Consider the following 25,961-nt stretch of genomic DNA (forward strand, 5'->3'; position numbering starts at 1 on the left):
GTAAAGCCGGATGGCGGCATAAATGCCTTATCCGGCCTACGCGTTATTCTCCCCTTTCTCTTCGCTATCAGACGGTTTATTGTCATATTTTTCTGGCACAGTTGGACATCTGAGAGCAATGCTCGCCATAATAAATCGGTAGTGTCCCGTGAATGAAACGGAGTAAAAGTGGTAATGGGTCAGGAAAAGCTATATATCGAGAAAGAACTCAGCTGGTTGGCGTTCAACGAACGCGTGCTCCAGGAGGCAGCTGATAAATCAAACCCGTTGATCGAACGGATGCGTTTCTTAGGCATCTATTCCAATAACCTTGACGAGTTTTACAAGGTGCGTTTTGCCGAACTGAAGCGCCGTATCATTATTAGCGAAGAACAGGGTTCTAACTCTCACTCCCGCCATTTGTTAGGCAAAATCCAGGCCCGCGTATTAAAAGCCGATCAGGAATTTGACGGCCTGTACAACGAATTACTGCTGGAGATGGCACGCAACCAGATCTTCTTGATCAACGAACGCCAGTTGTCAGTAAATCAACAGAGCTGGTTACGCCACTACTTCAAGCAATATCTGCGTCAGCACATTACGCCAATCCTGATTAACCGCGAGACGGATTTAGTCCAGTTTTTAAAAGACGATTACACTTATCTGGCCGTGGAAATTATCCGCGGAGATACGATTCGTTACGCTTTGCTGGAAATTCCATCCGATAAGGTTCCTCGCTTTGTTAATTTGCCGCCGGAAACCCCGCGCCGTCGCAAACCGATGATCCTGCTGGACAACATTTTACGTTATTGCCTTGATGACATTTTTAAAGGGTTCTTTGATTACGATGCGCTGAATGCCTATTCGATGAAAATGACCCGCGATGCCGAGTACGATTTGGTGCATGAGATGGAATCGAGCCTGATGGAGCTCATGTCCTCCAGCCTGAAACAACGTCTGACCGCAGAGCCTGTTCGTTTTGTTTATCAGCGCGATATGCCCAATGCGCTGGTTGAAGTACTGCGTGAAAAACTGACGATCTCTCGCTACGACTCCATTGTCCCCGGCGGGCGTTATCATAACTTCAAAGACTTTATTAATTTTCCCAACGTCGGCAAAGCTAACCTGGTGAACAAACCCCTGCCACGTCTGCGCCATATCTGGTTCGATAACGAGAAGTTTCGCAACGGCTTTGATGCCGTACGAGAACGCGATGTGTTGCTTTATTATCCGTATCACACCTTTGAACACGTTCTTGAACTGCTGCGTCAGGCCTCATTTGACCCGAGCGTGCTGGCGATAAAAATTAACATCTACCGTGTGGCGAAAGATTCGCGCATCATCGACTCGATGATCCATGCCGCGCATAACGGTAAAAAAGTAACCGTGGTGGTGGAACTGCAGGCGCGCTTCGATGAAGAGGCCAATATTCATTGGGCTAAGCGCCTTACCGAAGCGGGGGTTCACGTCATCTTCTCCGCACCAGGGCTGAAAATTCACGCCAAGCTGTTCCTGATTTCGCGCAAAGAAGGCGATGAAGTCGTGCGCTATGCACATATCGGCACCGGGAACTTCAACGAAAAAACAGCGCGTCTGTATACCGACTACTCGCTGCTGACTGCCGATTCGCGCATTACCAACGAAGTCCGTCGGGTGTTTAACTTCATCGAAAACCCATATCGCCCGGTAACGTTCGATTATCTGCTGGTTTCCCCGCAGAACTCACGGCGCCTGCTGTACAGCATGATCGACAAAGAGATCGCTAATGCACAGCAAGGGCTGCCTTCTGGCATTACTCTGAAGCTGAATAATCTGGTCGATAAAGGGCTGGTTGACCGCCTGTATGCGGCTTCAGGTTCAGGTGTCCCCGTTAATTTATTGATCCGCGGTATGTGCTCACTGATCCCGAATCTGGAAGGCATCAGTGACAATATTCGCGTTATCAGCATTGTTGACCGCTATCTCGAACACGACCGGGTCTATATCTTCGAGAACGGGGGCGATAAGCAGGTGTATCTCTCCTCTGCTGACTGGATGACAAGAAACATTGATTATCGTATCGAAGTTGCCACACCGCTTCTTGACCCGCGTCTTAAGCAGCGCGTGCTGGATATTATCGATATCCTGTTCAGCGACACGGTGAAAGCCCGCTTTATTGATAAAGAACTGAGTAATCGCTACGTACCGCGCGGAAACCGCCGTAAGGTTCAGTCACAATTAGCGATTTACGACTACATCAAATCACTCGAGCAACCTGACTAACTCTATGCCAATACACGACAAGTCTCCACGACCGCAGGAATTTGCTGCGGTCGACCTTGGTTCAAACAGTTTCCATATGGTCATTGCCCGCGTGGTTGATGGCGCAATGCAAATTATCGGGCGACTGAAACAACGCGTACATCTGGCGGACGGCCTTGGCGCGGACAACAAGCTAAGCGAAGAAGCGATGGAACGCGGCTTAAGCTGTTTGTCACTTTTCGCTGAACGTCTGCAGGGATTTCCTCCCTCCAGCGTCTGCATCGTGGGAACCCATACTTTGCGCCAGGCGCTAAATGCGACCGATTTTCTTAAGCGAGCAGAAAAGGTCATCCCCTACCCGATCGAAATAATTTCCGGTAACGAAGAAGCCCGACTGATTTTTATGGGCGTGGAGCATACGCAGCCAGAAAAAGGCCGTAAGCTGGTTATCGACATCGGTGGTGGTTCGACAGAGCTAGTGATCGGTGAAGATTTCGAGCCTAAACTGGTCGAAAGTCGCCGTATGGGTTGCGTCAGTTTTGCCCAGATGTACTTTCCGGGTGGAGCGATCAGCCGGGAAAACTTCCAGCGAGCCCGTATGGCGGCAGCGCAAAAGCTTGAAACGCTCACCTGGCAATTTCGAATTCAGGGCTGGAACGTTGCACTGGGAGCTTCAGGCACCATCAAAGCCGCGCATGAAGTGCTGCTGGAAATGGGTGAGAAAGATGGTTTTATCACCCCTGAACGTCTGGACAAGCTGACAACGGAAGTCCTGAAGCATGCTTCCTTTGAGGCACTCAGCATGCCGGGGCTGTCAGAAGAACGAAAAGCCGTTTTTGTTCCCGGTCTGGCGATACTGTGCGGTGTTTTTGATGCCCTCGCTATTCGTGAACTCCGACTTTCCGATGGCGCGCTGCGTGAAGGCGTACTGTATGAGATGGAAGGCCGTTTTCGCCACCAGGATGTTCGTAGCCGTACCGCCAGCAGTCTGGCAAACCAGTACAATATCGACAGCGAACAAGCCCGACGTGTACTGGAAACGACCATGCAAATGTACGATCAGTGGCATGCGCAGCAACCTAAACTGGCAAACCCGCAACTGGAAGCGTTGCTCAGGTGGGCGGCGATGCTGCATGAAGTCGGGCTGAACATCAACCACAGCGGACTGCATCGCCACTCGGCTTATATTTTGCAAAACAGCGACCTGCCAGGTTTCAACCAGGAGCAACAGCTGATGATGGCGACCCTGGTTCGCTATCATCGTAAAGCGGTTAAGCTGGATGATTTGCCCCGCTTTACGCTGTTCAAGAAAAAGCAGTTCCTGCCGCTAATTCAGCTGTTGCGACTTGGGGTATTGCTCAACAACCAGCGCCAGGCAACCACTACGCCACCGACGCTCACGTTGATTACCGACGATAACCACTGGACGCTACGCTTCCCGCACGACTGGTTTAGCCAGAACGCGCTGGTGTTGCTCGATCTGGAAAAAGAGCAGCAATACTGGGAGGCCGTCACAGGCTGGCGCCTGAAAATTGAGGAAGAAAACTCACCCGATATCGCTGCGTGAGTGATCGGCAGGTGCCAGCGTGACTGGCACCTGTTCTTCCAGAGTTTTATGCAGCGGCCGCGGCTCACCAATCAGATAGCCCTGCAAATAATCAATCCCCAGAGAAATCACCGCACTACGTATTTCTTCGCTTTCAACATACTCCGCGACCACCAACATTTTTTTCATCCGCGCCAGGTGGCAAATCGAGGCCACGATTTGGTAGTCGAGACTATTTGAGACAATGTTACGGATAAAGCTTCCGTCAATCTTCAGGATGTCAGCGCTCACATTTTTCAACCGTGCATAGCTGGCATAGCCGGTACCAAAATCATCGATCGCAATCTGACAGCCCAGTACTTGCAATTGCAGCAATGTTGCCTGGGCCTGCTCCGCATTGGTTAACGCATTGCTCTCTGTAACCTCAAAGATCAATTGCCATGCTTCAACCTGATACTTCGCCAACAACTGGCTAATTTCGTGAGGAAATTTGGCTCGACATACGGACGTGGGCGATAAATTGATCGCAAAACGATGTGCGGGCATTTTCTCCCGATTCTGCGCCATAAATTTCAGCGTATTTTCAATGACCCACAGATCAATGCTGGATGACAACCCAAACTCATGGGCTACCGGTAAGAAATTATCAGGAGCAATCGTTTCACCTTCATCGCCCTGAAGACGCAGCAGGATTTCATGATAAACATCGCCTCGCATGCCAAAAATCGGCTGTGCCATCAGGAAGAAGCGATCATGCTCCAGCGCCTGCTGCAAACGGTTCATCATCGCCACTTTATCTTTCAGATCCCGCTGCAGGTGCATTACGCCACGTCGCTGTAAATTCTCCGGCATATTGGTTGCCAGCGAGAGCTCGGCGATGGTGCTTAACTCCCCCAGTAACAGATAGATATGGTTAACGGGTGAGCGAACATAGCAAAAACTGATCCCAACCTGCGGTTGTAGAGGCATACCATCCCAGACAAAACGAAACTGCCTGATATGTTTGTCCAGCGCTTCAATACGCTGCTGATGTGATTCAGTATTAAAACGCAGAATTAAATCATTACCGGATAATTGAAAAACATATTCGTCTTGTTCCAGCAACGGCGCTATCCAATGAGAGAGTTTTTGCTTGTACTGGATACGCAGCATAATACCGTAGTTTTTCACCAACAGTTCCATGCCCGGTATACGCAGAAAACAGAGCACTGACCATGGCGCTTTTTTCAACGTTCGGTTCAATGCCCGCAGATTTGGCAAATGCACCATCGGATCAAAATATGCCAGACGATGTGTGCGTCGGGTGACAAATCGCTGACGCGTTGCCAGCACGGCAATGTAATTTACGATGAAAGAAAAAACGAGGTAACTCGAAGAGGTAATTGCAAGTTGTGTATCGTAACCCGAATACCAGGGCATATAGCGCTGATAATAATGAATGGCAGTGATCAATACGACTGTCCATATCATTGAAATAAATCGGTAACCGTAACGCATTGCGCCCCATAACATGACGGGCAGTAACAGAGACAAGGTATAATTTGTGCTGAATATTGAACTCTGTTCATTTAACGGCATACACAGCAGAGCCATCAATAAAGTCAATATTATCAACCAGAAAGCAAACTCTGTTCGCGTTACTTTGGTATCAAACTGCTGCTTTAATTGCGAAAAATAGCCCCGTATATGCAGCGGGTTTCGAATGGTTCGGATTATAAAATAGCACAGAGGAATACCAACAAGGTTCCCTACCAGCATAGCCTGGTAGTTAATCAACGTTCCTGTATTAAAGGGCATAACGCCTACCATGCCTGATTTGCTCTCGTATACGCCAACAAACGCAGCGAACTGAAAGAGGATCAGGAATAGCGTTGCCGGACAGAAAACCTGCCAAAATATTCGCTGAAACATCAGATGGGAGTCGCCATGCGCCACGTTGTTTCGCCGGGGAGCAAAAACTTTATATCCACCCCAACTAAGCACCATTGTAACTATAAAGTGCGTAATAATTGACAGCGTTTCAAATAACCCAACCTGCGGATATTTGTACCAACCGATGGCAATGATTATTCCTGGCAGTGCCGCCCAACTAAAAAACAACATCAGGCTAATCGTCAGCGCTAAAGGCAGGTAGAAAAGGATGACAGTACCGGTACTAATATGTGCGTAGGTATTGGCAGTGCTCAATAACGGCAACAGTAAAGATGGTAAGATGAGGGGTAGCGCCCACCATTTATCTCTAATACTTATATAGTTTTTATTGAGTTTCATAGATGCTCAGTAGAATCCCTCACGTCATGTAGGGGTATTTTCTGTGAAGGGCATTCAGACAGGCATCCCACCTGACTTTAAAACTATGATGTAATACACATCACAACGACTCATCGATTTTAGTTACGGATAACCGATGAGGTTTGATATATGTCAAAAAAATATTCCCCATTAATCAATTATTACCTTTTTCTTTATTTATGATCGTTTATTCATTATTAATGCAAATAATAATATTAATTTCCATAACATAAGGGGATAAAACCCATGATGCAATTTTACATAACGAAGAATTGACCATTCCCTCTTAGTGTGCCTTAATGTAAGTATCGCCCACTGGTTGGGTACACTTTAAGGAACCTTTTGTGAGCCAGGTTACCAGCCTACGCAAACGACACCGATTTAACAGTCGCATGATCCGGATCGTACTGCTTATCAGCTTCATCTTCTTCTTCGGACGCTTCGTCTACTCTGCTATCGGTGCGTGGCACCACCACCAGGACAAGAAAGAATCCCAGCAGACCACCTTGCCGCAACAGACTTCTCCTGCACAAACTGACGAACGCTGAACGCTCGTATCTGTGATCCCCCCTGTCTTAAGATTCCTTACCGGATGGCTAATCGCCTGATGTTTAACCATCCGGTAAGGGATTTGAGCGAACATTTTTCGCCCTATCCAGCCAACAACACAGACTGCTGTATTGGATATGCCTGCGACGTTCCGCACAATTACACAATCTTTTCCTTCCACTTCACCGCACCATTTGCGCTGTTTTTTTACGTTCGCCTTTACTGCACATAAAAAGACATACACAGCTCAAATAACCGCTAATTAATATCCTCAAAAAATATCAGCGGCCTACGCATTAATATTTTGTATAAAAAATTAATTGTTTATTTGAATTTCTAACATTTGTTAATACTACAGGGTCATACCATGAGTAGTTTTACATTATTTCCCAAAATACGTACCGGTCTTGAATGGCTTGCCGGGCACAGTGATGCGGTAATTCAATTTGGCTGGAACATCGTCGCTGCCGTCATTTTGTTGTTTGTCGGTAAATTTATCTCTCGCCTGCTATCCCGCGGGCTGGAAAAATTACTCCTCAAGCGAAAAGTCGACATCACCATCATCCAGTTCTTCACTGCTCTCGTCCGTTACATTACCCTCGCCTTTTTCGTTGTCGCCGCACTGGGCCGCGTCGGTATTGAAACATCATCCATTATTGCGGTTATCGGTGCTGCGGGATTGGCTGTCGGCCTGGCGTTACAGGGGTCGTTATCCAACTTTGCCGCTGGCGTCTTGTTGGTCTCCCTACGTCCATTTCGCGCCGGGGAAGTCGTACAGATTGGCGCTGTTACCGGAACGGTAGAAAAGGTCCACATTTTCTCCACCACGCTTCTCACCGCCGACAGCAAAGAAGTGGTGATCCCAAACGGTAAGATCATTTCCGATAACATCATTAACTATTCTCGCCACCCGTTTCGCCGTATCGATCTGGTCATTGGCGTTGGTTATCAGAGCCGCATTGCTGATGTCAAACGCGTTATCAATCGGATCATCGAACAGGATCGTCGTATAGATCAGAAGCGTGGTGTGACCGTGCGCCTGGGAGAGCTTGGCGCCTCATCGCTGAACTTTTATGTTCGTGTATGGGTACGCAATGCTGAGTACTGGAACACCTATTACGACCTGCTGGAAAATATTAAAGAAGCGCTGGACGACAACCATATCGACCTGCCCTATCCGCAAATGGATATTCGTGTGGAAAATGTTGCATCCAAAACGCAACCACAGTTGCAGTTGGTCGATTAGCCCCCTACAGAATAGGCGGTATTCATATCGTCCTGAATTCAATTTCCCGACCATAGATAATAAAAAGCCCCCTGATTTACAGAGGGCTTTTTACATGTTATTGGCTCAGAAGCCGATAACAGGGAGAGGGATTATTCCCACTCGATGATTGATTATTAATTAAATTGATTTAAAATCAACAAGTTATATATTTCAATTACATAGATGCCATGAAAAATACCATTCCTCACGATTCTGCTGCCCAGGGCCGACGCACGAATCTAATGTAAACACCCATTTCGTCAACAGGTGAAGCGTATTTCCTGACCCCTAAGTCGGAGCTCACCAGAAAGATTGGTGAACAAGGAGTTGCGGGGACCGACTGCACCAGCCATGGGGTGTGGCTTGGGACTGAATTCCGAAGCAGCGCAGTCTCTCGACGTAACCCCAACGCTTCTCGCACATTCTCTTTTGATGACATACGAACGTCCTTGCAACTGATTCCTGCATAGACCTGAAAATGTGCTGGGCGTTCACCTGATTTTGGCTCTAGAACACAAACGTCGAGTTCGTGCCGTGCTTCGCGAGGGGCCTTACCGGGTGCCCCACCGCAACGATCCCAACTCAATGATTCAAATTCGACCGAGGTCCACACTTCGCCCAAGTTGGTGCCAGCGGCATCGAGCAGATCAAAGTGCGAGAACCGCTTGCGATCGGCCAGGGCGGGCTTGCTTGCCACGATCACCTCCGACGGGTTACCTCCCTTAGACGGCGGCTGGTGAATGATTGAACCTTTGGGATGCGCACGCCGAAAGGCTCTCAGAATTCGAGCCAGGACCAGCATTTCGTATAACTTGTCTCGGGTCATTGCTTGCAATTGAAGGGGCGACGACGCCTTTGCCGCAATGTCAAAGAGCGCACCTACGGCTTTAACTAGGTCCGACGGCGCTGGCTGCTTCGTCTTTTTCTTGGTGCCTGACGTTGCGGCAGTTGTAGTACTCATAGTTCCTCTAGGGTCTGTCGGGGGAGAAATTCGAGCAATGCATTTCGCAGTGCGACTTGCTGTTTCGTCGGGCGTCGTCCCAACTTACTTCGTAAGCTGAGTTTTCTGTTCCCGACGCGCATCTTTAGGGAGTCGATCTGCTGCTCGTGCCCCAGTGCCTGATTGAGTTCATCGCGTACGACTTGTTCGGTTCCGCTGTGCACCGGGAAAGCGAGGACCATCAACAACGACAGGGCTTCTTCAAATCGCTCTTTGATCTCCCGAAGCTTGGCATCTGCCGCAACACCATCATGTTGCGTTCCATCCAAGGGTGCCTTTCTAAGGGGCTCATCCGGCTCGACCGGCGCACTGATCCTGGCCAACTCTATAAATTGGTGCATTAAGGGCCCCTCATACTCGCAGGCTCGTCGATGAATTTCATGAAGCGCCTGCTCCAGATCATCCTCACCTTGAAATCGAATTTGCATACTCCCTCCATGAATATTCCAGTGCCGAGGCACTGGTAGCGGTACAATAATTTTTGCCAAAACTGATGCGTGTCCTCACACTTCTCACGACCAGGGCATCAAGTCAAGCGCTTGCTTTTCGCGCTGCCAGTTTTGCTTCAAGTAGACGATAGGCCCTCTTCTCATCAAGCTTCGGAAGGTTCGGCTCGTTCCGCAACAGATCAGCCAGCACCGGCGTCACAACATCGAACAGCGCCGATAGCAGCGCCTCACCGACCGCGCGCGGCTCTGCTAGATCCTCCAGCAGTCCCGACATTTCGCCGTGGGCAAGCTTGTTGCGGCCTTCTCGATAAACCTTGTGAACAGCGGTATCCACCGTGAGCGCGCCCTCAGGCACAGGCTCATCCTCAGGCTTGAGCGCGGTCTCGGCGAAGGCAGTCATGTCCTTGGCGCTTCCCCCAGCACCGGAAAGTGCGTCGGCGGCGCAACCATAGTCCACAACGGCCATGAAGTCTGAAGCTTCGCGACGAGCTTCACCGACCCAATACAACGCGTTGGCCCAACGTTCGACGAGATGCAGCGCATGTCCGGTTCGTCGCCCATCGGCGTAGTGCTGCAAGATGCACCCGGCGGCATCCAGGAAAGATTGCTCACCCGCCATCTTGGCAGCTAGTGCACCGGGGCGTCCGCCAAGGCCAGGCATCTGTACGCTCGATCCACGCAATATCCGGCCGTCCAACGTGGTCGCGAACCGGTCCTCTGCAAAAAGATGCTGCCGGCCAGCTTTCGTAAATCGTCGCGCATCCTCAACCTGGAACCTCAGTCCGATTGAGTCAATCGCAAGCCCCACCACCACCGACGCCTTGAAATGAGACCGCGTATGCTCATGCCCGTCCATACGTATGGTCGCTACCCAGCTGTAATGGCGCAGCGTATGCAGTACGTCCAACGCATGCAATGCATAGCGGCCACCCTCGTCTGCAGCTGATCGGGCGGTCAATTCCTTCATATCCAGTTCACGGTCCTCCACTTGGCGGACGAGCTCGCGGACCTCCGAGTCTTTGACAAAGGAATCGAGCCATTCCGCTCTCGGCAGGAATCGTACCGGCCCCACGGCGAATGCCGGCACGGCTTGATCGGAGTGAAACAGATGGCAAGGGATATGCCGGTCGACGTCGGGACTCGCGCTGGCGGCCAACTGCTGCAAGCGCGCTTGGTAGTCGTCGGCGAGCACCGTATAAAAATCGTCACCGAGCAGCACGTCATGCTCATTCTGGCCATCCGGTACTGTTGGAAGGCGCGATTGGCAGTCGAGAAGCGTGTCCCCGATGGCCAGGAACGAGAGCTTCGTGAAGGTCACCCGATCAATCGTCTGGCGCAGGGCTTCGCGTGATTTCCAGCTTTGCTGCGACAGCAAGTGAGCTGCATCCACGCCGGCTTGCGTGACCCGATACTGACGGCCTTGCGACACCGGAATGGCAAGCGGAGCGAAGGGGTTTTCACTGAGCGCATGCCATTGTGCAAAGGTCATCGTCTTCGCCGTGATCACGTCCTCGACGATCATCTCCATGAGCTTCCAAGGCGGCGTATCTTTTGCACCGCCCGAGCTTACAAACTTGTTCTCTCTTGCCATATTTCCCTCCCGCTAGCCCAATATGGGGCTGGCGCTACACACAACCAACTTCATTGATCCGCGGGTCATGGCCAAATATAAATGCTGTGCGCTCATGCCCCAATCGATTATCAATGAGTAGGTAAAACCCAGTAAAATTGGCGTTCATGGATAGGACAAAAAAAAGACCATGAAAAGTACCATTTAACATCTCAACGCATTATTCTTTAAATATCGCAGATTATGCCAAACTAGTCTGAAGTACGTACTCAAATTGACCAAGCAAACCTTCTGATGCGCCTATAGCGCCCTGCGAAACCTCAATCACCTTGATACTGCCCGCATCCTGAAATAAATATTGAAGGATTCTCAATCCAATCGGGAATAGTCGATGAGCCACGCTTAGCCATTCCGCACTGGGGTGATACCTCCCAATAAAGAACACTCCCACGAGAAACAATAGTTATCCAACTAGCTGATGGGTAGTCGCCGGTGACCTGAAAAAAACTGCATCAGTCCAACCGGAGTAGACCATGGCCCAAAACAGAGCACTTAAAAGAACCCTACATAATGTATTCAAAGTTAATGTCAGCCTGCGATAGGCCTTAAGTCGATTCTAACTTTCGGGATCTGCAGACACCTAGATCTTCGGCTTGTGCTTAGTCAACCAACAGTGGTCTAATAGTATTAGAACCGTTTTTACCTGTTACGCAGACTTCTTTCGACAAGGACTGCTCAATGACCTCCCAACCGACCCTGCAAGTGGATCCGCTGCTCACCGCCAATCTCGATGCCCTACTCAGTTCCGTGGTCGATGCTGACCAGCGCCAATTACAGAGGCCCGTTGGCGCTCGCTCCGAACGCGAGACACTGAAGGACAAGCGCCTACAAGAGCTGCTTAACCGCTGCCGCGAAGAAGCACTGCAACAAGTGGTCGGCCCTTTCGGATTAACCCCAGCAATGTTCTCGGATATTAATGGTGGCAACGTAACCACCCAGCACAATGCTAACCAAGACATCTACGCCAAGGCATCCGAGCACTATGATCGTAAAGCCGACTACGATTACTCCGCCGCGAGAAAGCAGAAAATGAAGGATGCGGTGAAGGACGGCACGATGAACTCACAAACATTCATCGACACATACACCAATGAAAAGGCACCGACCAAGCGAACCGCCAAGTCAAATGGCAAGCTGGTGATGAATGCCGAGCTGGATCACACCATCCCCCTGAAGCAGGCACACAAAAAAGGTGCCTGGATGCTTACTCCGGAGCAACGCAAGGCGTTGGCCTCGGAAAAAGACAATCTGCATTTCACCACCTTTGAAAATAACCGAGAAAAGAGTGATACCGCCGCAGAGACCGCACTCTCTGCCGAAAACGGTTACGACGAATCCATTACCAAGCCGCTGATCGACAAGGCTCGCGCCGCCATCGATCAGCATCAGCCCGACACCAAAGACCGCTTGATATACCACGGCAAGGAGCTGGGCATTACAGGCGCGAAGGAATTCGGCAAGACCGGCCTGCGCAGGGCAATGGGAGTGCTGTTATTCGAGGTGGTCAACGGCAGCTTCGTCGAAGTGCACAAGGTGGTCAGCCAGCGTGACGATCAGCAGCCCCTGCTCGACCGCGTGGTGGCAGCGGTTGAGCGTGTGTTGAAGCGCGTTCAGAGCAAGTTTAAGGCAGCTTTCGATGCTTTCTTCGAGGGCGGCCTTCAAGGTCTTGTGAGCAACCTTTTGACCTTCCTAATCAACAACCTCATCACCACATCGGCCAAGGTTGTAACCATCATCCGAGAAGGCATGCAGGAACTGTTCAAGGCCCTCAAGCTACTGCTCTGGCCACCCAAGGAAATGTCCGGCACCGAGGTTATGCGGGCGGTCAGCAAGAGCTTGGCCGGCCTGTTCACCTTGGGTGCCGGCATGCTCTTGGAGCAATCGGTTAACACCTTCATCGTAGGTATCCCGGTGCTCGCACCGCTCGCCGGAACGATCACCCCTGTGCTAACCGGCCTGATGACCGGCCTCGCCAACGCTCTGCTTATGTACGCCATCGACTCGCTTATCGATTGGATGCTGGATAAGGGCACTGATTTCATCAACGTGCAGATCGATACCCTGCAAGCCACCGCCGAACTGGGCGAGCGCATGATCGAACAGGTAGAGCTGCAATTTCGACTTTCGGCGCGCTACCGGATGATGGTCCAGCTAAATCAGCGCATCTCCGTGCGCTTCGATCAGGCAACCGAGGCCGCGCAAGCCTCAGTGCAGCACGCGCAAGGCGCCATAGGAGAACAGGCGAAGACTATCGCCTCGTTATCCCAAGCCATCGATAGCAAGAAACAGTTTAACGAACGCCTCGGTTTGTTGCTTCAGCAGGTCAGGAAGGAAACATAAGGGATGTCCAAGGTCATTGCCCAACTTGCAAGCACCGTTCCCAGCGAAGACCTGCTCGCCCAGATAGACATCGCTGAGGTTTACAAGAAGTTCCACAGCACGTTCAAGCGCCTCGACGATTTCAAGCAGGTCCGCGACGAACACGAGCAGCGTAGCTTTCTCGGCCGACTGTTCAATCACGGCGAACTGAAGAACGCCCAGCTCGACGCCCAGGAAGTGCAGGCGGAATTTGCCAAAACTCTCGCCCAATTGATGGTGATCAGCTCGTTGCAGGCCCAGCAACTGACTGAGCAGCAGGGACAACTGGCCGACCAACAGAAGGCCTTGGATGTCAAAGCCGAGGAACTGGCCCAACAGAACATACTTCTCGAACAGCACCAAGCCGAGATCAAGCACCAAGCAGCACACTTGCGCCAATACGTCACCGACCTGTTGAAAGTCCAGGGGCTGACCGACGAACACGGCGAAATACTGATCAGCATCGCCAAAGAAGTAATGGAAACCCGGGATAGTCTGCTGGCAGACTTCGACAATCGCATGCATCAGGTGCAAGGCGTACTGGATGAACAGCAGCAGTTGCTCCGAGAAGTCCTCGATGAGCAGGCGAGTTTCCTAGAACAGCGCCTCACGCAGTTGCAGCAAGTAGTCAACTCAACCCTGGAAAAACGTCTCCAGACTGTCGAGCAAGGTCTGCTCACTACATTCAACGAACAGAGCAGCGAAGCCACACGCCAGATAGAACGACTCGATGCCGACTTGGTCCTCCAAGCGCAGCAGCAGGAAGATAAGCTCCGCGACCTAGATCGGCAGCTCTCGGAATTGCGCGAAGTGCTGACCGAACAGGCCCAAACACTGCTTAACGAACGCAACGAACGACAGCTGGAGCGGGCCGAGCACCAAGCAGGGCTGCATGCCTTACGCAATGAACAGAGCAATGGCGAAATACGCCTTCGCCGCGAGCAGCGCCGCCTCCTGGTCGGACTGTATGGCTTGGCGTTAGTGTTCATCGGCACCATCGCCGGGCTCACTTTCTGGAGTCATCAAAGCCTTTTTTAACCCCGGCCGAAGTCCACAAACCTAAAATACCCGGCTTATGAGGAAATTTCTGTCGGCGACTTAGGCCCGATCGCCATTCCACGATTTTCTCGATGGCAAAAATTCAAAAAAACTAGCCCAAAGGAACGGCATTACATGAACAAGATATTGTGGGTTAAATTTGGGTGGTCAAAATATTATCGAGGTGGCGACATTGCTGGTAACTTTGCTTGGCTAAATAAAAACAGAGGGACGGAAAACGAAGGGCGAGGTCACGAAGCCTACAACTTTATGCCAGATATCGATGGGACTTACTACTGCTATGTACCACCACAAGGAGGTAACTACGCACCTTATCACGACGACGCAAAAGGATGGACGGTTGTATGCTTGGCAAAAAATCCGACCACTCCAGGCATACACGTAGTTGGTTGGTACGAAAACGCAACGCTTCATGGTGAGTGGATAACCCGCCCCAATAGCACCGATCCGCGACAGCAAATTTTCCCTCATCCTGCTTATGATTGGTCATATTGCATAACCAGTAATTCCGCTTACTTCATCCCGCCCGAGGAGCGAATTCTGCCGTTCTCGGATCCATCCGTAAAACAGGGGAAATACTCGTTTCTTGACGGCCCTGACGTGACGAAGACCGAGAATAAAATAAGGGTTCAAGCTCGGCTTGAGAGTTTAATGAATCGCTTGGCCTCAGTCGCAATTCATAACCCTAATGAATGCAGTGTTGTTGACCCCGAACTGGATCAAGCCGATCCACTTCGGGGATTTGGTACCCCTGAACATCGTAAAGTCGTGGAGTTAGCCGCGGAAGATGCTGTTATCGAATATTATACAGAACAAGGCTACAGCTACCAGCGAACAACACACCTTCCCTGCGGATATGACTTTATCTTCACGCGCGGCGAATCAGTGCTGCATCTCGAAGTTAAGGGTACCGCCGGTACTACACCACGTTTTTTCCTTACGCGTAACGAACACAATGTAGGATTGATGCTTAATCCAGACTGGAGGTTAGCCATAGTGACATCGGCGCTATCTGCCTCCCCGCAAGTCACTGTGTACGATTCTCGTCAGCTAAAAGAGGCGTTTAACCTTGAACCTTACGTTTACATTGGGGCATTCGCACCAAAACCCGAATCCTAATGTTTAAATCCTGTACCGTTAGCGCGACAAAAACAAAAGCCCACTGTTACGACGCGGGCGTTTGTTTATTGCGAACAGGGTCACTCCACTCGATTATCAATTTAAAATAAAAGTAGTTATAAAACATAAGTATAGAAAATTAACGAATCCAAAAACCATGAGAAATACCATGTCCAGTAAAAAATGTTCAAGAAGTCGAATTAACCTCTCTTGTGGCAAAAGCTAACGATATCCGTCGTCTTTGTTTAGCAACACCTTGCGGTAAAAATCGCGTTCCACTCCAATCAAGTCTCTACCGCCCCCGGAATCTGGGTCAAGCGCAGCTTGGGTAGCTTTCAAACATGATTGCGTCGGTTCTTTGATACGCCACTGTCCTGCGTGCAATATGCAGCGTAGATGAAGCTGCCGAGCTGAGCGACCCTCTCGATCAACTCCGTAGAACTCAATCGCGACGGGCAGACATCATTGAGTTGATTCAGATATTATAATATGATGAGAGTAGCTAACCATATAACACCAAGCGAACCATCATAAATTTTGCGTAATATAAAGGCTTGGAATGGCTTGCGTAATTTTATTCCATCTCAACTCTGAAGTTGCTGAAATGCTCGTCAAACATAAAGGAATGGCTAGGCGTGAATAATTTATCGACCAAACAAAAAAAACTCATCTATAAACTCAGCGCAATTTTAGTTGGTTCGATTTTATTTTTTTCTGCCTTTTATTGGCTGGCAGGGAACTTTGAAGGACATGGCGTAACTAAGAACAATAAATCTGCTGATATTTATGAGTTGGTTTATTTTAGCGTGGTTTCTATTACGACGCTTGGTTATGGTGATTTTACACCGACCGGTATATCTAGGCTCTTTGCCTCTCTCGAAGCAATATTTGGCATTGTGTTCATAGGTTATTCAATTTCACAAGTTTTGTCCCTGCGCCAGTCCACGCTAGTAGAATACTCCGTTAATTATGGCATCCATGAGGCATATAATCAATGCATTGAATATCTTATCGACGCCAAAGAGTCCATAGGAGACAAAAGGAGGGAAATTCAAAATGGCATTATCCCTCAAACTATCTATTTCATATACAACAGATCCAACCCTTTTTATTCATCTACAAAAGCGTTGCGGATTACAAATGGATACTCCTATCACCTTGTTAATATAGGAAAAATTGAAGAGCTCGTTAAGCATGTGGAACGCGCAGCACATCATGTTGAAGAGCTTGCGGGATTTACGAGAAAATATCTTAACTTGCTACAAAATAAAAGCATAGACTGGAAGCAGGATAGAACTATTTTAATTCTTCTAACACTGTGTGATCAGATCGATTATTTCGTAGATCAGTTTATCGAAAAAACCAGCTATGCGATTAAACCATATAAGGGTGGTGGCATGTATAGGGATGTGGTTAAATCCATAACGAATGACATTCGGAAAAAGTGTAAAAATCTTAAATAGGCTTGAAATTATGGCGCGGCTTAATAGCCTCGACATGAAGTATCTGCAATGATAGATATTTCAATATTCTCGCCTATACCACTGGTTGCTTGTGTTAAATGTCGCTGTTCGCTACCTCATGCATGGGTTGTAAACAGTCGGCCGTGAATTACTGTTCTCTCCCCTCAGCCAAGAGTACATAGGGTAACGTAGATTACGAACGACTGGTCAGCATCGATAAAAAATATTCGTAAAGCGCAAGACAATCTAGCATCAAGCGATTAGATGAAATGAAGGACAGGATGGCTAGAAGTGCCATTAACCAGATAGAAATTAGTCATTGGCTACGATACAAAAATATTTTCATCCCATTCCATTTCACAAATACTAAACCATCTGAAAACCATGCGTTTTATGAGTAGCATGTATAACAAAGCGCGGTTGTCGGACAAATTTTCCGCTGCGCCCAAAATTTTTCGCGGAGCCAGACTTTATGTATTTTGGCGGTTCCGTGGAATTTTTAGTTGGCGGGCAACAACTTTGTACCAACAGTCTACTCAGCATTAGATTGAAAGCCTCTTCTATATGATACGTGACCGCCACTAAGCCCATTACAAACCTGCAACAAGCCTTCATCACTTAGCAACCGATGTTTGAACCGATTCAACGGTGCAACCGGCTATTTCCTCTGTTTAAACGCTTTCAATAGCTTCTCGGGCATGAAATACAGGTCACCACGCGCTCTAGTGCAGGCAACGTACAGCTTGTTGCGCGTTTGCGGATTTGCTTGGTGTAGCCTTTCTGCCAAATAGTCTTTCCAGATACCCGGTCCCATCACAACGCAAACATCATTAAAGTGATCCATGCCCTTACTCGCTCCCCAGTTCTCCGAGTAACAGCCGTACTTGTAGTGTTCGCTCAAAAACAGCTTCACAATGGTGGGATCAGCGTGCAACAAGTTCGCTTGCTCTTGGTCATCAACCGTAATGATCCGGCTGACCCTTTGCTCATGAGCACCCATAGGGATTTGTAACTTTGCACTAATGAAGTCGCAGACCATTTTTGTGCATCGCCAGCTACAGCTCAAGGTTTCCTTGTCTACCGTGATGCCGACATCACGAAAGCGTTTCTCGTAACGGACAACATCGTCGTGGAGGTTGTTGTTTATCGTACCGTCTCTACTGGTATCAAAGGTATGTTGGTGGAAGTCACCGACGAACGTTACACCAATATTCGCTTGTGAAGTCTCCAGCAGCAGGTTGAAGTCGTGGCCCGCAAAATCCTGTACCTCGTCAACGTAGAGGTGGTCGTAAAAGCGCTCCAGGCGAGCACGAACATCCGGTATAACCCCTACGACCTGTAGCAGTCTGGCGAGGCGGCAGTGATAGAGCCTCCCGCTGCCATCGCGATACCGATTGAGATCGTCCAAGCGGAACTGTCTATTGGGCGGACGCCTGAAATTTATGCCTCTGATCCCTAACTTCAATTGCATCAAAGGTCTATAACAGAATCCATGTAGGAATGAGAAGTACGTAGTGAGTGTAATGTTGGGTGGGATCATCCCGAACTTCTGGATGATCCTGTTGCGCAGGTGCCGGTGATTGTTCTCCGTGTAAGTGACAATCAATGCCCGCTGATCAAAGCTGAGCCTTTCAATGATCAGACTAGTTTTTCCAGATCCTGCGACGGAAAAAATTACGCTCTTATCCACCCAATCGCATCCTGTATATACTTCGGGACGATCAGCTCAGCGGACTTCTTAGTTAGCAACTCGAAAGCGGCATCCGCTTTATTTTTTAACATGTACTCTTGAACGGTCAGTTTTTTTCGACCTGCAGCGAAAAGGTCGTCGCAGAGATGCTGATTGTCTCTGTAGAGACCTATTTCAAAGGTGCTTCGGTCAGGATTTGTATCGGCAAAGATCTGGGCCGATTCGTACAGGTAACCTTCGTAGTTCGTTACACAGTTCTGTTGGTAATCGCTGTCGTTATCCCGAATTGCGGCGATCCTGATACTCAGAAGCTTTCCGAGCTCCAGGTAGCGTTTGAAGCTCGTACCGCCGATCGAGATGATGTGCACATTATCAACCTGAGGAGGATGGCCTGCCAACTGCTTGTAGAAGTGCTCCATAAGGATAAATTCTGCATCCCCCTCGACCAATATGACTATCTTGGAGAGGGCGAGCTCAAGGACATTGTTATCGGGCGCTTTCATAAAGAAGTTTGCGGTAGGCTCCGACAGGTATTTCAAGCGTCCCGCCCCCCCTGCTCCAAGCAGTAACGCGTGGCGTAGATCGAGCCGAGCACAGATATGGCTACTGTGCGTCGTAATGAACAACTGAGTGCCCGTCGTATCAGCCAGTCTTTCAACCAAGCGTTTCATACTCGTGTGGCTTAGATGGTTTTCGGGCTCCTCCAGTAGGAGCGCGTTCAAGCTCCCTTTTTCCTCATATTTCTTCAGGGCGAAATTGGTCTTGATAAAGCACTGTTCACCTTTGCCGCGATTCTCAATAGGGATGCCGTCTTTAGTGATCACCAAGTCGGTTTCAAGGTTGGCGCGAGAACTTGTTCGCAAGGAAAACTGATAATCACCGAGCGCATTGTTCAATTCCTTCAGACTGTCTCGACTGAAAACTTCTTTGCCTTGCCGATAGCGATTTTCGAGGCGGTAGCGATCCGGCACATTGACATGGAATCCGAACAGCGCTCGGGTGTATTCACGAGCGGTATAATCACTGTCGATACGAGAACTGTCGATCATCAGGTGTTTGACCGGACGCCGGTAGCTGACGTGAGGCGCCCCGGCAAACGTTGAGAACTTGACACTGTAATACTCAAAAGGAAAGCTGTCTTTGTTTGCTTTGAACAGATCGACAATTGTCTGACCGAACTCTTCGATCAAGGGGACAATCACCATGCGCAGACCATCTGTATGTGTTCCAAGAACGTTTTGGGTACCGTAAAAACCTTGGTCGTCTCCCTCTTCCAGAAAAACGTCCACGATGACTTCTGGAAGCAAATCCAGTCTTGCTGGCCCTGCCAAGAAATTCTGCACCGCCTCCTGATTCAGCAGGGCTTCATAGCCTATGTTTTCAACTCGACTGCGGCTTGCACTAAGTACCAGATCTAATGCCAATAGCACGCTGCTTTTACCCGTTTCGTTGTCGCCGATCAGTATGTTCTTGCCAGGGTCGAACTCAAGGGTCAGGTCGGCAATTCTTTTGAAATTTTTGATCACGATTTTTTTTATTGCCGGCATGTTCACTCCTTAACCTCTATGGCATCAGCTAAAGCACATACCTTGTCCTAAAAACAGAAGCAAGTTTGACCACTCAAAGGGCGGTCCGTAAAAAGCTGTTGCTTCGCAGCCTTAATTCAACAGTAAATATTGAATATTCCAACCCCTTTAAGAGCAACTTTTCCCACTTTCGACATTCAAACCAGCTATGATCCAACAGAGATGCTTCTATCTCAGCCCATCCAAAGTCCTCATTGGGGCGGCGTTATAACGCCGACATACTTGTAAAGGGTGGATCGGGGCGAGCCATAGATCTGGCTAGATTGGCCACCAGAATATCTGGATAGCAAAGCAGAACTTCGTTCTCGCATGCCCTACGGCGATCTTCCACCAGCAACCATTTTTATAGCTTCATTGAGCCGTTCACGCGCTTCTGCAAGCGTGATCCCTCTCACACCATATCGGCCAAATGTAACGGTCTCCTGTCTTCCGTTTATTGAATAGTTATAACGAAATGAGATCGTTCCAGTCGGAGTGACCGCAACATACAGACCATCACGATCATTAACTTTATAGAGTTTCTCCTTCGGCTTTAGGTGACGCAGCCTGGTGTCAGTCAACATGGTTTATTGTTTTCCTTTATCACAAAATACCATGTTGTAAAAAATCCAGAAAAGTTATTTAACTATCTGTTTTTAATTGAGTTATAAAAAACAAATACCATAACTCAACCGAAATTTATTACATGGTACTTTTTCAAACCTGAATTCAAAACCAGAGAGTACCATCAAAAATTCCATTGAAAAAACCGTGCCTCCCGTTGCTAACAGCTGCCAGAAAGTGCCAGACATAAAAACAAAAAAGCCCGCAGTTACGCGGGCTTAGAGGTACTTTACTGCTTTTACGTACAGGCTGTTGCCAGACGCGAAATCATTCCCACTCAATCGTCGCTGGCGGCTTACCGCTGATGTCATATACGACGCGGGAGATACCGTTAACTTCGTTGATGATGCGGTTGGAAACGCGGCCCAGGAAGTCATACGGCAGGTGTGCCCAATGCGCGGTCATAAAGTCGATGGTTTCTACAGCACGCAGGGAGACAACCCAGTCATACTTACGGCCATCGCCCATTACGCCAACGGAACGAACCGGCAGGAATACGGTGAACGCCTGACTTACTTTGTTGTACAGGTCAGCTTTGTGCAGTTCTTCGATGAAGATAGCATCCGCACGACGCAGCAAATCGCAGTACTCTTTCTTCACTTCGCCCAGCACGCGAACACCGAGCCCAGGCCCCGGGAATGGGTGGCGGTACAGCATGTCATACGGGAGACCCAGTTCAAGACCAATTTTGCGCACTTCGTCTTTGAACAGTTCACGCAACGGTTCAACCAGGCCCATCTTCATCTCTTTCGGCAGGCCACCCACGTTGTGGTGAGATTTGATGACGTGCGCTTTACCGGTTGCCGAAGCAGCGGATTCGATCACGTCAGGGTAGATAGTTCCCTGCGCCAGCCATTTAACGTCTTCCAGCTTCAGCGCTTCTTCGTCGAATACTTCAACGAACACGCGGCCGATGATCTTACGTTTGGCTTCCGGATCGTTCTCGCCTTTCAACGCGTCGAGGAAGCGTTGCTCGCCTTCCACGTGAACAATATTCAGGCCGAAGTGATCGCCGAACATATCCATCACCTGCTGAGCTTCGTTCAGACGCAGCAGACCGTTATCCACGAAGACACAGGTCAGGTTTTTGCCAATTGCGCGGTGCAGCAGCATTGCGGTAACGGAGGAGTCAACGCCACCGGACAGACCGAGGATCACTTTGTCATTCCCAACCTGCTCACGAATACGTGCAACAGCGTCGTCGATGATTTTTTCCGGCGTCCACAACGCTTCACACTGGCAGATGTCACGCACAAAGCGCTCCAGCATGCGCATACCCTGACGGGTGTGGGTGACTTCCGGGTGGAACTGCACACCGTAGAAGCGTTTTTCTTCATGCGCCATGATGGCGAACGGGCAACTGTCGGTGCTGGCAACGGTAACAAAACCTTCCGGGATAGCAGTCACTTTATCGCCGTGGCTCATCCATACGTCCAGCAGAGGCTTGCCTTCTGCAGTCAGGGAGTCTTCGATACCACGGATCAGCGCGCTATCGGTCTGGACTTCAACCTGTGCATAACCGAACTCACGCTCGTTAGAACCTTCAACATGTCCACCCAGTTGCATTGCCATGGTCTGCATGCCATAGCACACGCCAAAGACCGGCACGCCAGCATTGAACACGTACTCTGGTGCACGTGGGCTGTTTGCTTCGGTGGTACTTTCCGGACCACCGGAAAGAATAATACCGCTTGGGTTGAATTCGCGAATTTGTGCTTCCGTAACATCCCATGCCCACAGTTCACAGTAGACGCCCAGTTCACGTACGCGGCGTGCAACCAGTTGAGTGTACTGCGATCCGAAATCGAGGATGAGAATGCGATGTTTATGAATATTGTCTGTCATTGACGCTAATTCCGAGGCAAGTGAAACAAATTCGCCCGGCATAGAGCCGGGCGCGGAAACTTATCAGGAGCCCATGCGGTAGTTAGGGGACTCTTTGGTGATGGTCACATCGTGAACGTGACTTTCCTGAATACCCGCACCGCTGATACGGACAAATTCAGCCTGAGTACGCAGCGCGTCGATAGTACCACAGCCGGTCAGACCCATACAGGAGCGCAGGCCGCCCATCTGCTGGTGAATGATCTCTTTCAGGCGACCTTTATACGCCACACGACCTTCGATACCTTCCGGAACCAGTTTGTCAGCAGCGTTATCGCTCTGGAAATAACGGTCAGAAGAACCTTTGGACATCGCACCCAGGGACCCCATACCACGGTAAGACTTGTAAGAACGCCCCTGGTACAGTTCGATTTCCCCCGGAGACTCTTCGGTACCTGCCAGCATAGAACCCACCATGACAGCAGCAGCACCTGCAGCAATCGCTTTAGCAATATCGCCAGAGAAACGAATACCGCCGTCGGCGATAACCGGAATGCCTGTCCCTTCCAGTGCTGCAACCGCATCAGAAACGGCGGTAATCTGCGGAACACCCACACCGGTAACGATACGGGTAGTACAGATTGAGCCAGGACCGATACCGACTTTAACCGCGCTACAGCCTGCTTCGGCCAGAGCGCGCGCGCCAGCACCCGTAGCAACGTTACCGCCGATGATCTGCAGATCAGGGTATTTTGCACGTGTTTCGCGGATACGCTGCAGAACGCCTTCAGAGTGGCCATGAGAGGAGTCGATCAGCAAAACATCAACACCGGCGGCAACCAGCGCATCAACACGCTCTTCATTACCTGCGCCTGCACCAACCGCAGCACCCACGCGCAGACGACCATGCTCATCTTTACAGGCGTTAGGTTTACGTTCTGCTTTCTGGAAATCTTTTACGGTGATCATGCCGAGAAGATGGAAGCTTTCATCAACAACCAGCGCTTTCTCAACACGTTTTTCGTGCATTTTTGCAAACACAACATCACGCGCTTCACCTTCGCGTACGGTTACCAGACGCTCTTTCGGCGTCATGTAAACGCTAACCGGCTGGCTGAGGTCGGTCACAAAGCGTACGTCACGGCCAGTGATGATACCGACCAGTTCGTTGTCTTCCGTTACAACCGGGTAGCCTGCAAAGCCATTACGCTCGGTCAGTTCTTTCACTTCACGCAGCGTGGTGGTTGGCAGTACGGTCTGCGGGTCGGTCACCACGCCAGATTCGTGTTTTTTCACACGTTTAACTTCTTCGGCCTGGCGCTCGATGGACATGTTTTTGTGGATAAAACCGATGCCGCCTTCCTGAGCCAGGGCAATTGCCAGGCGTGCTTCCGTCACGGTGTCCATTGCCGCAGAGAGCATAGGAATGTTCAGGCGAATGGTTTTCGTCAACTGCGTGCTGAGGTCAGCTGTATTCGGCAGAACGGTAGAATGAGCGGGAACGAGGAGGACGTCGTCAAACGTCAGGGCTTCTTTAGCGATACGTAGCATGGGCAATATCTCACCTGGGAGGTTATTAAATATTGCCGCGGCATTATACAGAGCGTAACCGATTGCATCCACACTTTTTTGCAAAAAAACCTTGCGCTCCTCTGTGAGCATGTTACTTTCGATTGAATAACCTGCTGATTTAGAATTTGATCCCGCTCACATGTTATCCTCTCAAACCACCTCAATTTTTACCGTAAGCCGCCTAAACCAGACGGTTCGTCTGCTGCTTGAGCAGGAAATGGGACACGTGTGGATCAGCGGCGAAATCTCGAATTTCACCCAGCCCTCGTCAGGCCACTGGTATTTCACGCTTAAAGATGACACCGCCCAGGTACGCTGCGCAATGTTCCGCAACAGTAACCGTCGGGTGACATTCCGCCCGCAGCATGGACAGCAAGTGCTGGTACGCGCCAACATTACGCTGTACGAGCCGCGCGGCGACTACCAGATAATCGTCGAGAGCATGCAGCCTGCGGGCGAAGGTTTGCTGCAGCAAAAATATGAACAGCTGAAGGCCAAATTACAAGCTGAAGGGTTGTTCGATCAGCAATACAAACAACCGTTGCCCTCACCGGCCCATTGCGTCGGGGTGATCACCTCGAAAACCGGGGCTGCGCTGCATGATATCCTCCATGTTCTGAAGCGTCGTGACCCTTCCCTGCCCGTGATAATTTATCCAACCGCCGTGCAGGGTGATGATGCACCCGCCCAGATCGTACGCGCCATTGAACTGGCGAACGCGCGGGGCGAGTGCGATGTGCTTATCGTCGGGCGCGGCGGCGGTTCTCTGGAAGATTTGTGGAGCTTTAACGACGAACGCGTGGCGCGGGCCATTTTTGCCAGCCACATTCCGGTAGTAAGCGCCGTCGGCCATGAAACCGATGTCACTATCGCTGACTTCGTCGGCGACTTGCGTGCACCTACGCCGTCTGCGGCTGCCGAAATTGTCAGCCGCAATCAACAGGAGCTGTTACGCCAGGTTCAATCTGTACAGCAACGCCTGGGAATGGCGATGGATTACTACCTTGCCAACCGTACCCGTCGCTTTACCCAGATCCATCATCGCTTGCAACAACAGCACCCTCAGTTGCGTCTGGCACGCCAGCAGACAGTGCTGGAGCGGCTGCGGCAGAGAATGAACGTCGCACTTGAGAATAAGATTAAGCAGGCCAATCAGCGCCAGCAGCGCGTACGTCAACGCCTTAACCAACAAAACCCAGAGTCGCGCATCTATCGGGCGCAAACCCGTATTCAGCAACTGGAGTATCGTCTGGCGGAGAATATCCGTGCGCGTTTAAGCGAGCAGCGAGAACGCTTTGGTAATGTGGTGACGCATCTTGAAGCCGTAAGTCCGCTTTCTACGCTGGCACGCGGCTATAGCGTCACGACTGCGACGGACGGCAACGTGCTGAAGCAGACCAAACAGGTGAAGGCCGGTGATGTGCTCACGACCAGACTGTCAGATGGTTGGGTAGAAAGTGAAGTGAAAGGCGTGACGGCGGCAAAGAAAACGCGTAAGAAAAAGCCGGATTAAACCGGCGAAAACTCCACGCGTTTCTTCGAAATCAGCCCATGGCCGTTCTGACAGAAGTAATCCACCGCTCCGCAGGCTTTTAGTACCTGGAGCGGTTGATGGCACTCCGGACAGCGCGCTTCTAACGGAATATCTTTGTTGCAGTTGTCACAGTGCGCCACACCGTTTTGCGGTTCCAGTTCTGCGTGGCAATCCGGGCAGTTCATTGACATGGTGACTCC

At 50.1% G+C, this 25,961-nt stretch carries 18 protein-coding genes and 1 pseudogene; 9 read left to right on the forward strand and 10 right to left on the reverse strand.

What is annotated here, in order from left to right; genetic code table 11:
• The first annotated feature begins 174 nt into the window (after nt 1-174).
• Together ppk1 and ppx are read left to right on the forward strand one after the other, a co-directional pair.
• A complete protein-coding gene (gene ppk1, locus NNO03_RS01170; protein ID WP_202038075.1) occupies nt 175-2,241 on the forward strand; it encodes a polyphosphate kinase 1 in 2,067 nt (688 codons plus the stop codon).
• A gap of 4 nt (nt 2,242-2,245) precedes the next feature.
• Nucleotides 2,246-3,787, forward strand: a complete 1,542-nt coding sequence (ppx, locus tag NNO03_RS01175) for an exopolyphosphatase (protein ID WP_271440151.1) — start codon at nt 2,246-2,248, stop codon at nt 3,785-3,787.
• Here ppx and NNO03_RS01180 read toward each other — a convergent pair.
• Entirely contained in the window at nt 3,767-6,037 is a 2,271-nt protein-coding gene (locus NNO03_RS01180; protein WP_271448601.1) for a sensor domain-containing phosphodiesterase, read from the reverse strand. The two genes, ppx and NNO03_RS01180, sit on opposite strands and share 21 nt — an antisense overlap.
• A 365-nt stretch (nt 6,038-6,402) precedes the next feature.
• Here NNO03_RS01180 and NNO03_RS01185 point away from each other — a divergent pair, with 365 nt between their 5' ends.
• Nucleotides 6,403-6,606 carry a YfgG family protein gene (locus NNO03_RS01185; RefSeq protein WP_071887371.1) on the forward strand — a complete coding sequence of 68 codons (204 nt, stop codon included), beginning with the start codon at nt 6,403-6,405 and terminating at the stop codon, nt 6,604-6,606.
• Nucleotides 6,607-6,974: 368 nt separating this feature from the next.
• Entirely contained in the window at nt 6,975-7,853 is an 879-nt protein-coding gene (mscS, locus tag NNO03_RS01190) for a small-conductance mechanosensitive channel MscS (RefSeq protein ID WP_271448602.1), read from the forward strand.
• Between the two features lie 226 nt (nt 7,854-8,079).
• Here mscS and NNO03_RS01195 read toward each other — a convergent pair whose 3' ends face one another.
• From NNO03_RS01195 to NNO03_RS01205, 3 genes are all read right to left on the reverse strand, one after another.
• Nucleotides 8,080-8,835, reverse strand: a complete 756-nt coding sequence (locus tag NNO03_RS01195) for a hypothetical protein (protein WP_271448603.1) — start codon at nt 8,833-8,835, stop codon at nt 8,080-8,082.
• Nucleotides 8,832-9,302 (reverse strand): hypothetical protein, encoded by a 471-nt coding sequence (locus tag NNO03_RS01200; protein WP_271448604.1) that lies wholly within the window; start codon nt 9,300-9,302, stop codon nt 8,832-8,834. The genes NNO03_RS01195 and NNO03_RS01200 overlap by 4 nt, the downstream gene beginning before the upstream one ends.
• A gap of 103 nt (nt 9,303-9,405) precedes the next feature.
• Nucleotides 9,406-10,914 carry a hypothetical protein gene (locus NNO03_RS01205; protein ID WP_219995310.1) on the reverse strand — a complete coding sequence of 503 codons (1,509 nt, stop codon included), beginning with the start codon at nt 10,912-10,914 and terminating at the stop codon, nt 9,406-9,408.
• Nucleotides 10,915-11,631: 717 nt separating this feature from the next.
• Here NNO03_RS01205 and NNO03_RS01210 point away from each other — a divergent pair.
• The 4 genes from NNO03_RS01210 (at nt 11,632) to NNO03_RS01225 (ending at nt 16,952) form a co-directional block, all read left to right on the forward strand.
• Complete coding sequence (locus NNO03_RS01210; RefSeq protein WP_271448605.1) at nt 11,632-13,293, forward strand: hypothetical protein; 1,662 nt, start codon at nt 11,632-11,634, stop codon at nt 13,291-13,293.
• Between the two features lie 3 nt (nt 13,294-13,296).
• The gene (locus tag NNO03_RS01215; RefSeq protein ID WP_271448606.1) at nt 13,297-14,349 is read left to right on the forward strand and encodes a hypothetical protein; all 1,053 of its coding nucleotides are present in this window, start codon (nt 13,297-13,299) and stop codon (nt 14,347-14,349) included.
• A gap of 135 nt (nt 14,350-14,484) precedes the next feature.
• Nucleotides 14,485-15,489 (forward strand): DUF3883 domain-containing protein, encoded by a 1,005-nt coding sequence (locus NNO03_RS01220; protein ID WP_271448607.1) that lies wholly within the window; start codon nt 14,485-14,487, stop codon nt 15,487-15,489.
• 635 nt (nt 15,490-16,124) lie between these two features.
• Nucleotides 16,125-16,952, forward strand: coding sequence for a potassium channel family protein (locus NNO03_RS01225; RefSeq protein WP_271448608.1), 828 nt, complete (start codon nt 16,125-16,127; stop codon nt 16,950-16,952).
• Between the two features lie 658 nt (nt 16,953-17,610).
• On the opposite strand, the gene NNO03_RS01230 is transcribed toward NNO03_RS01225, so the two are convergent.
• The 5 genes and pseudogenes from NNO03_RS01230 to guaB form a co-directional block, all read right to left on the reverse strand.
• Nucleotides 17,611-18,642 carry an AAA family ATPase gene (locus tag NNO03_RS01230; protein WP_271448609.1) on the reverse strand — a complete coding sequence of 344 codons (1,032 nt, stop codon included), beginning with the start codon at nt 18,640-18,642 and terminating at the stop codon, nt 17,611-17,613.
• Nucleotides 18,627-20,189 (reverse strand): ATP-dependent endonuclease, encoded by a 1,563-nt coding sequence (locus NNO03_RS01235; RefSeq protein ID WP_271448610.1) that lies wholly within the window; start codon nt 20,187-20,189, stop codon nt 18,627-18,629. The genes NNO03_RS01230 and NNO03_RS01235 overlap by 16 nt, the downstream gene beginning before the upstream one ends.
• Before the next feature lie 356 nt (nt 20,190-20,545).
• Nucleotides 20,546-20,791, reverse strand: a pseudogene (locus tag NNO03_RS01240) (Arm DNA-binding domain-containing protein); the annotation flags it as partial.
• 307 nt (nt 20,792-21,098) lie between these two features.
• Nucleotides 21,099-22,676: a glutamine-hydrolyzing GMP synthase gene (guaA, locus tag NNO03_RS01245; protein ID WP_124021378.1), complete on the reverse strand. Its 1,578-nt coding sequence runs from the start codon at nt 22,674-22,676 to the stop codon at nt 21,099-21,101.
• Nucleotides 22,677-22,739: 63 nt separating this feature from the next.
• On the reverse strand, nt 22,740-24,206 hold the full coding sequence (guaB, locus tag NNO03_RS01250) for an IMP dehydrogenase (RefSeq protein ID WP_271440705.1): 1,467 nt from the start codon (nt 24,204-24,206) through the stop codon (nt 22,740-22,742).
• Nucleotides 24,207-24,366: 160 nt separating this feature from the next.
• Between guaB and xseA the strand changes: the two genes are divergently transcribed.
• Nucleotides 24,367-25,740: an exodeoxyribonuclease VII large subunit gene (xseA, locus tag NNO03_RS01255; protein ID WP_271448611.1), complete on the forward strand. Its 1,374-nt coding sequence runs from the start codon at nt 24,367-24,369 to the stop codon at nt 25,738-25,740.
• Here xseA and NNO03_RS01260 read toward each other — a convergent pair.
• Nucleotides 25,737-25,952: a zinc ribbon domain-containing protein gene (locus NNO03_RS01260; RefSeq protein ID WP_137384786.1), complete on the reverse strand. Its 216-nt coding sequence runs from the start codon at nt 25,950-25,952 to the stop codon at nt 25,737-25,739. The two genes, xseA and NNO03_RS01260, sit on opposite strands and share 4 nt — an antisense overlap.
• Between the last annotated feature and the right edge of the window lie 9 nt (nt 25,953-25,961).

The sequence above is a fragment of the Citrobacter sp. Igbk 16 genome, from assembly GCF_028069755.1.
Taxonomy (GTDB): Bacteria; Pseudomonadota; Gammaproteobacteria; order Enterobacterales; family Enterobacteriaceae; genus Citrobacter.

Bases quoted from the DNA above. Each gene is read 5' to 3' on its own strand.
- ppx (WP_271440151.1), top strand. From the start codon at position 2,246: ATGCCAATACACGACAAGTCTCCACGACCGCAGGAATTTGCTGCGGTC.
- guaB (WP_271440705.1), bottom strand. From the start codon at position 24,206: ATGCTACGTATCGCTAAAGAAGCCCTGACGTTTGACGACGTCCTCCTC.
- NNO03_RS01180 (WP_271448601.1), bottom strand. From the start codon at position 6,037: ATGAAACTCAATAAAAACTATATAAGTATTAGAGATAAATGGTGGGCG.
- NNO03_RS01220 (WP_271448607.1), top strand. From the start codon at position 14,485: ATGAACAAGATATTGTGGGTTAAATTTGGGTGGTCAAAATATTATCGA.
- NNO03_RS01215 (WP_271448606.1), top strand. From the start codon at position 13,297: ATGTCCAAGGTCATTGCCCAACTTGCAAGCACCGTTCCCAGCGAAGAC.
- NNO03_RS01235 (WP_271448610.1), bottom strand. From the start codon at position 20,189: ATGCCGGCAATAAAAAAAATCGTGATCAAAAATTTCAAAAGAATTGCC.
- guaA (WP_124021378.1), bottom strand. From the start codon at position 22,676: ATGACAGACAATATTCATAAACATCGCATTCTCATCCTCGATTTCGGA.
- NNO03_RS01210 (WP_271448605.1), top strand. From the start codon at position 11,632: ATGACCTCCCAACCGACCCTGCAAGTGGATCCGCTGCTCACCGCCAAT.
- NNO03_RS01195 (WP_271448603.1), bottom strand. From the start codon at position 8,835: ATGAGTACTACAACTGCCGCAACGTCAGGCACCAAGAAAAAGACGAAG.
- mscS (WP_271448602.1), top strand. From the start codon at position 6,975: ATGAGTAGTTTTACATTATTTCCCAAAATACGTACCGGTCTTGAATGG.
- NNO03_RS01260 (WP_137384786.1), bottom strand. From the start codon at position 25,952: ATGTCAATGAACTGCCCGGATTGCCACGCAGAACTGGAACCGCAAAAC.
- NNO03_RS01205 (WP_219995310.1), bottom strand. From the start codon at position 10,914: ATGGCAAGAGAGAACAAGTTTGTAAGCTCGGGCGGTGCAAAAGATACG.
- ppk1 (WP_202038075.1), top strand. From the start codon at position 175: ATGGGTCAGGAAAAGCTATATATCGAGAAAGAACTCAGCTGGTTGGCG.
- NNO03_RS01200 (WP_271448604.1), bottom strand. From the start codon at position 9,302: ATGCAAATTCGATTTCAAGGTGAGGATGATCTGGAGCAGGCGCTTCAT.
- xseA (WP_271448611.1), top strand. From the start codon at position 24,367: ATGTTATCCTCTCAAACCACCTCAATTTTTACCGTAAGCCGCCTAAAC.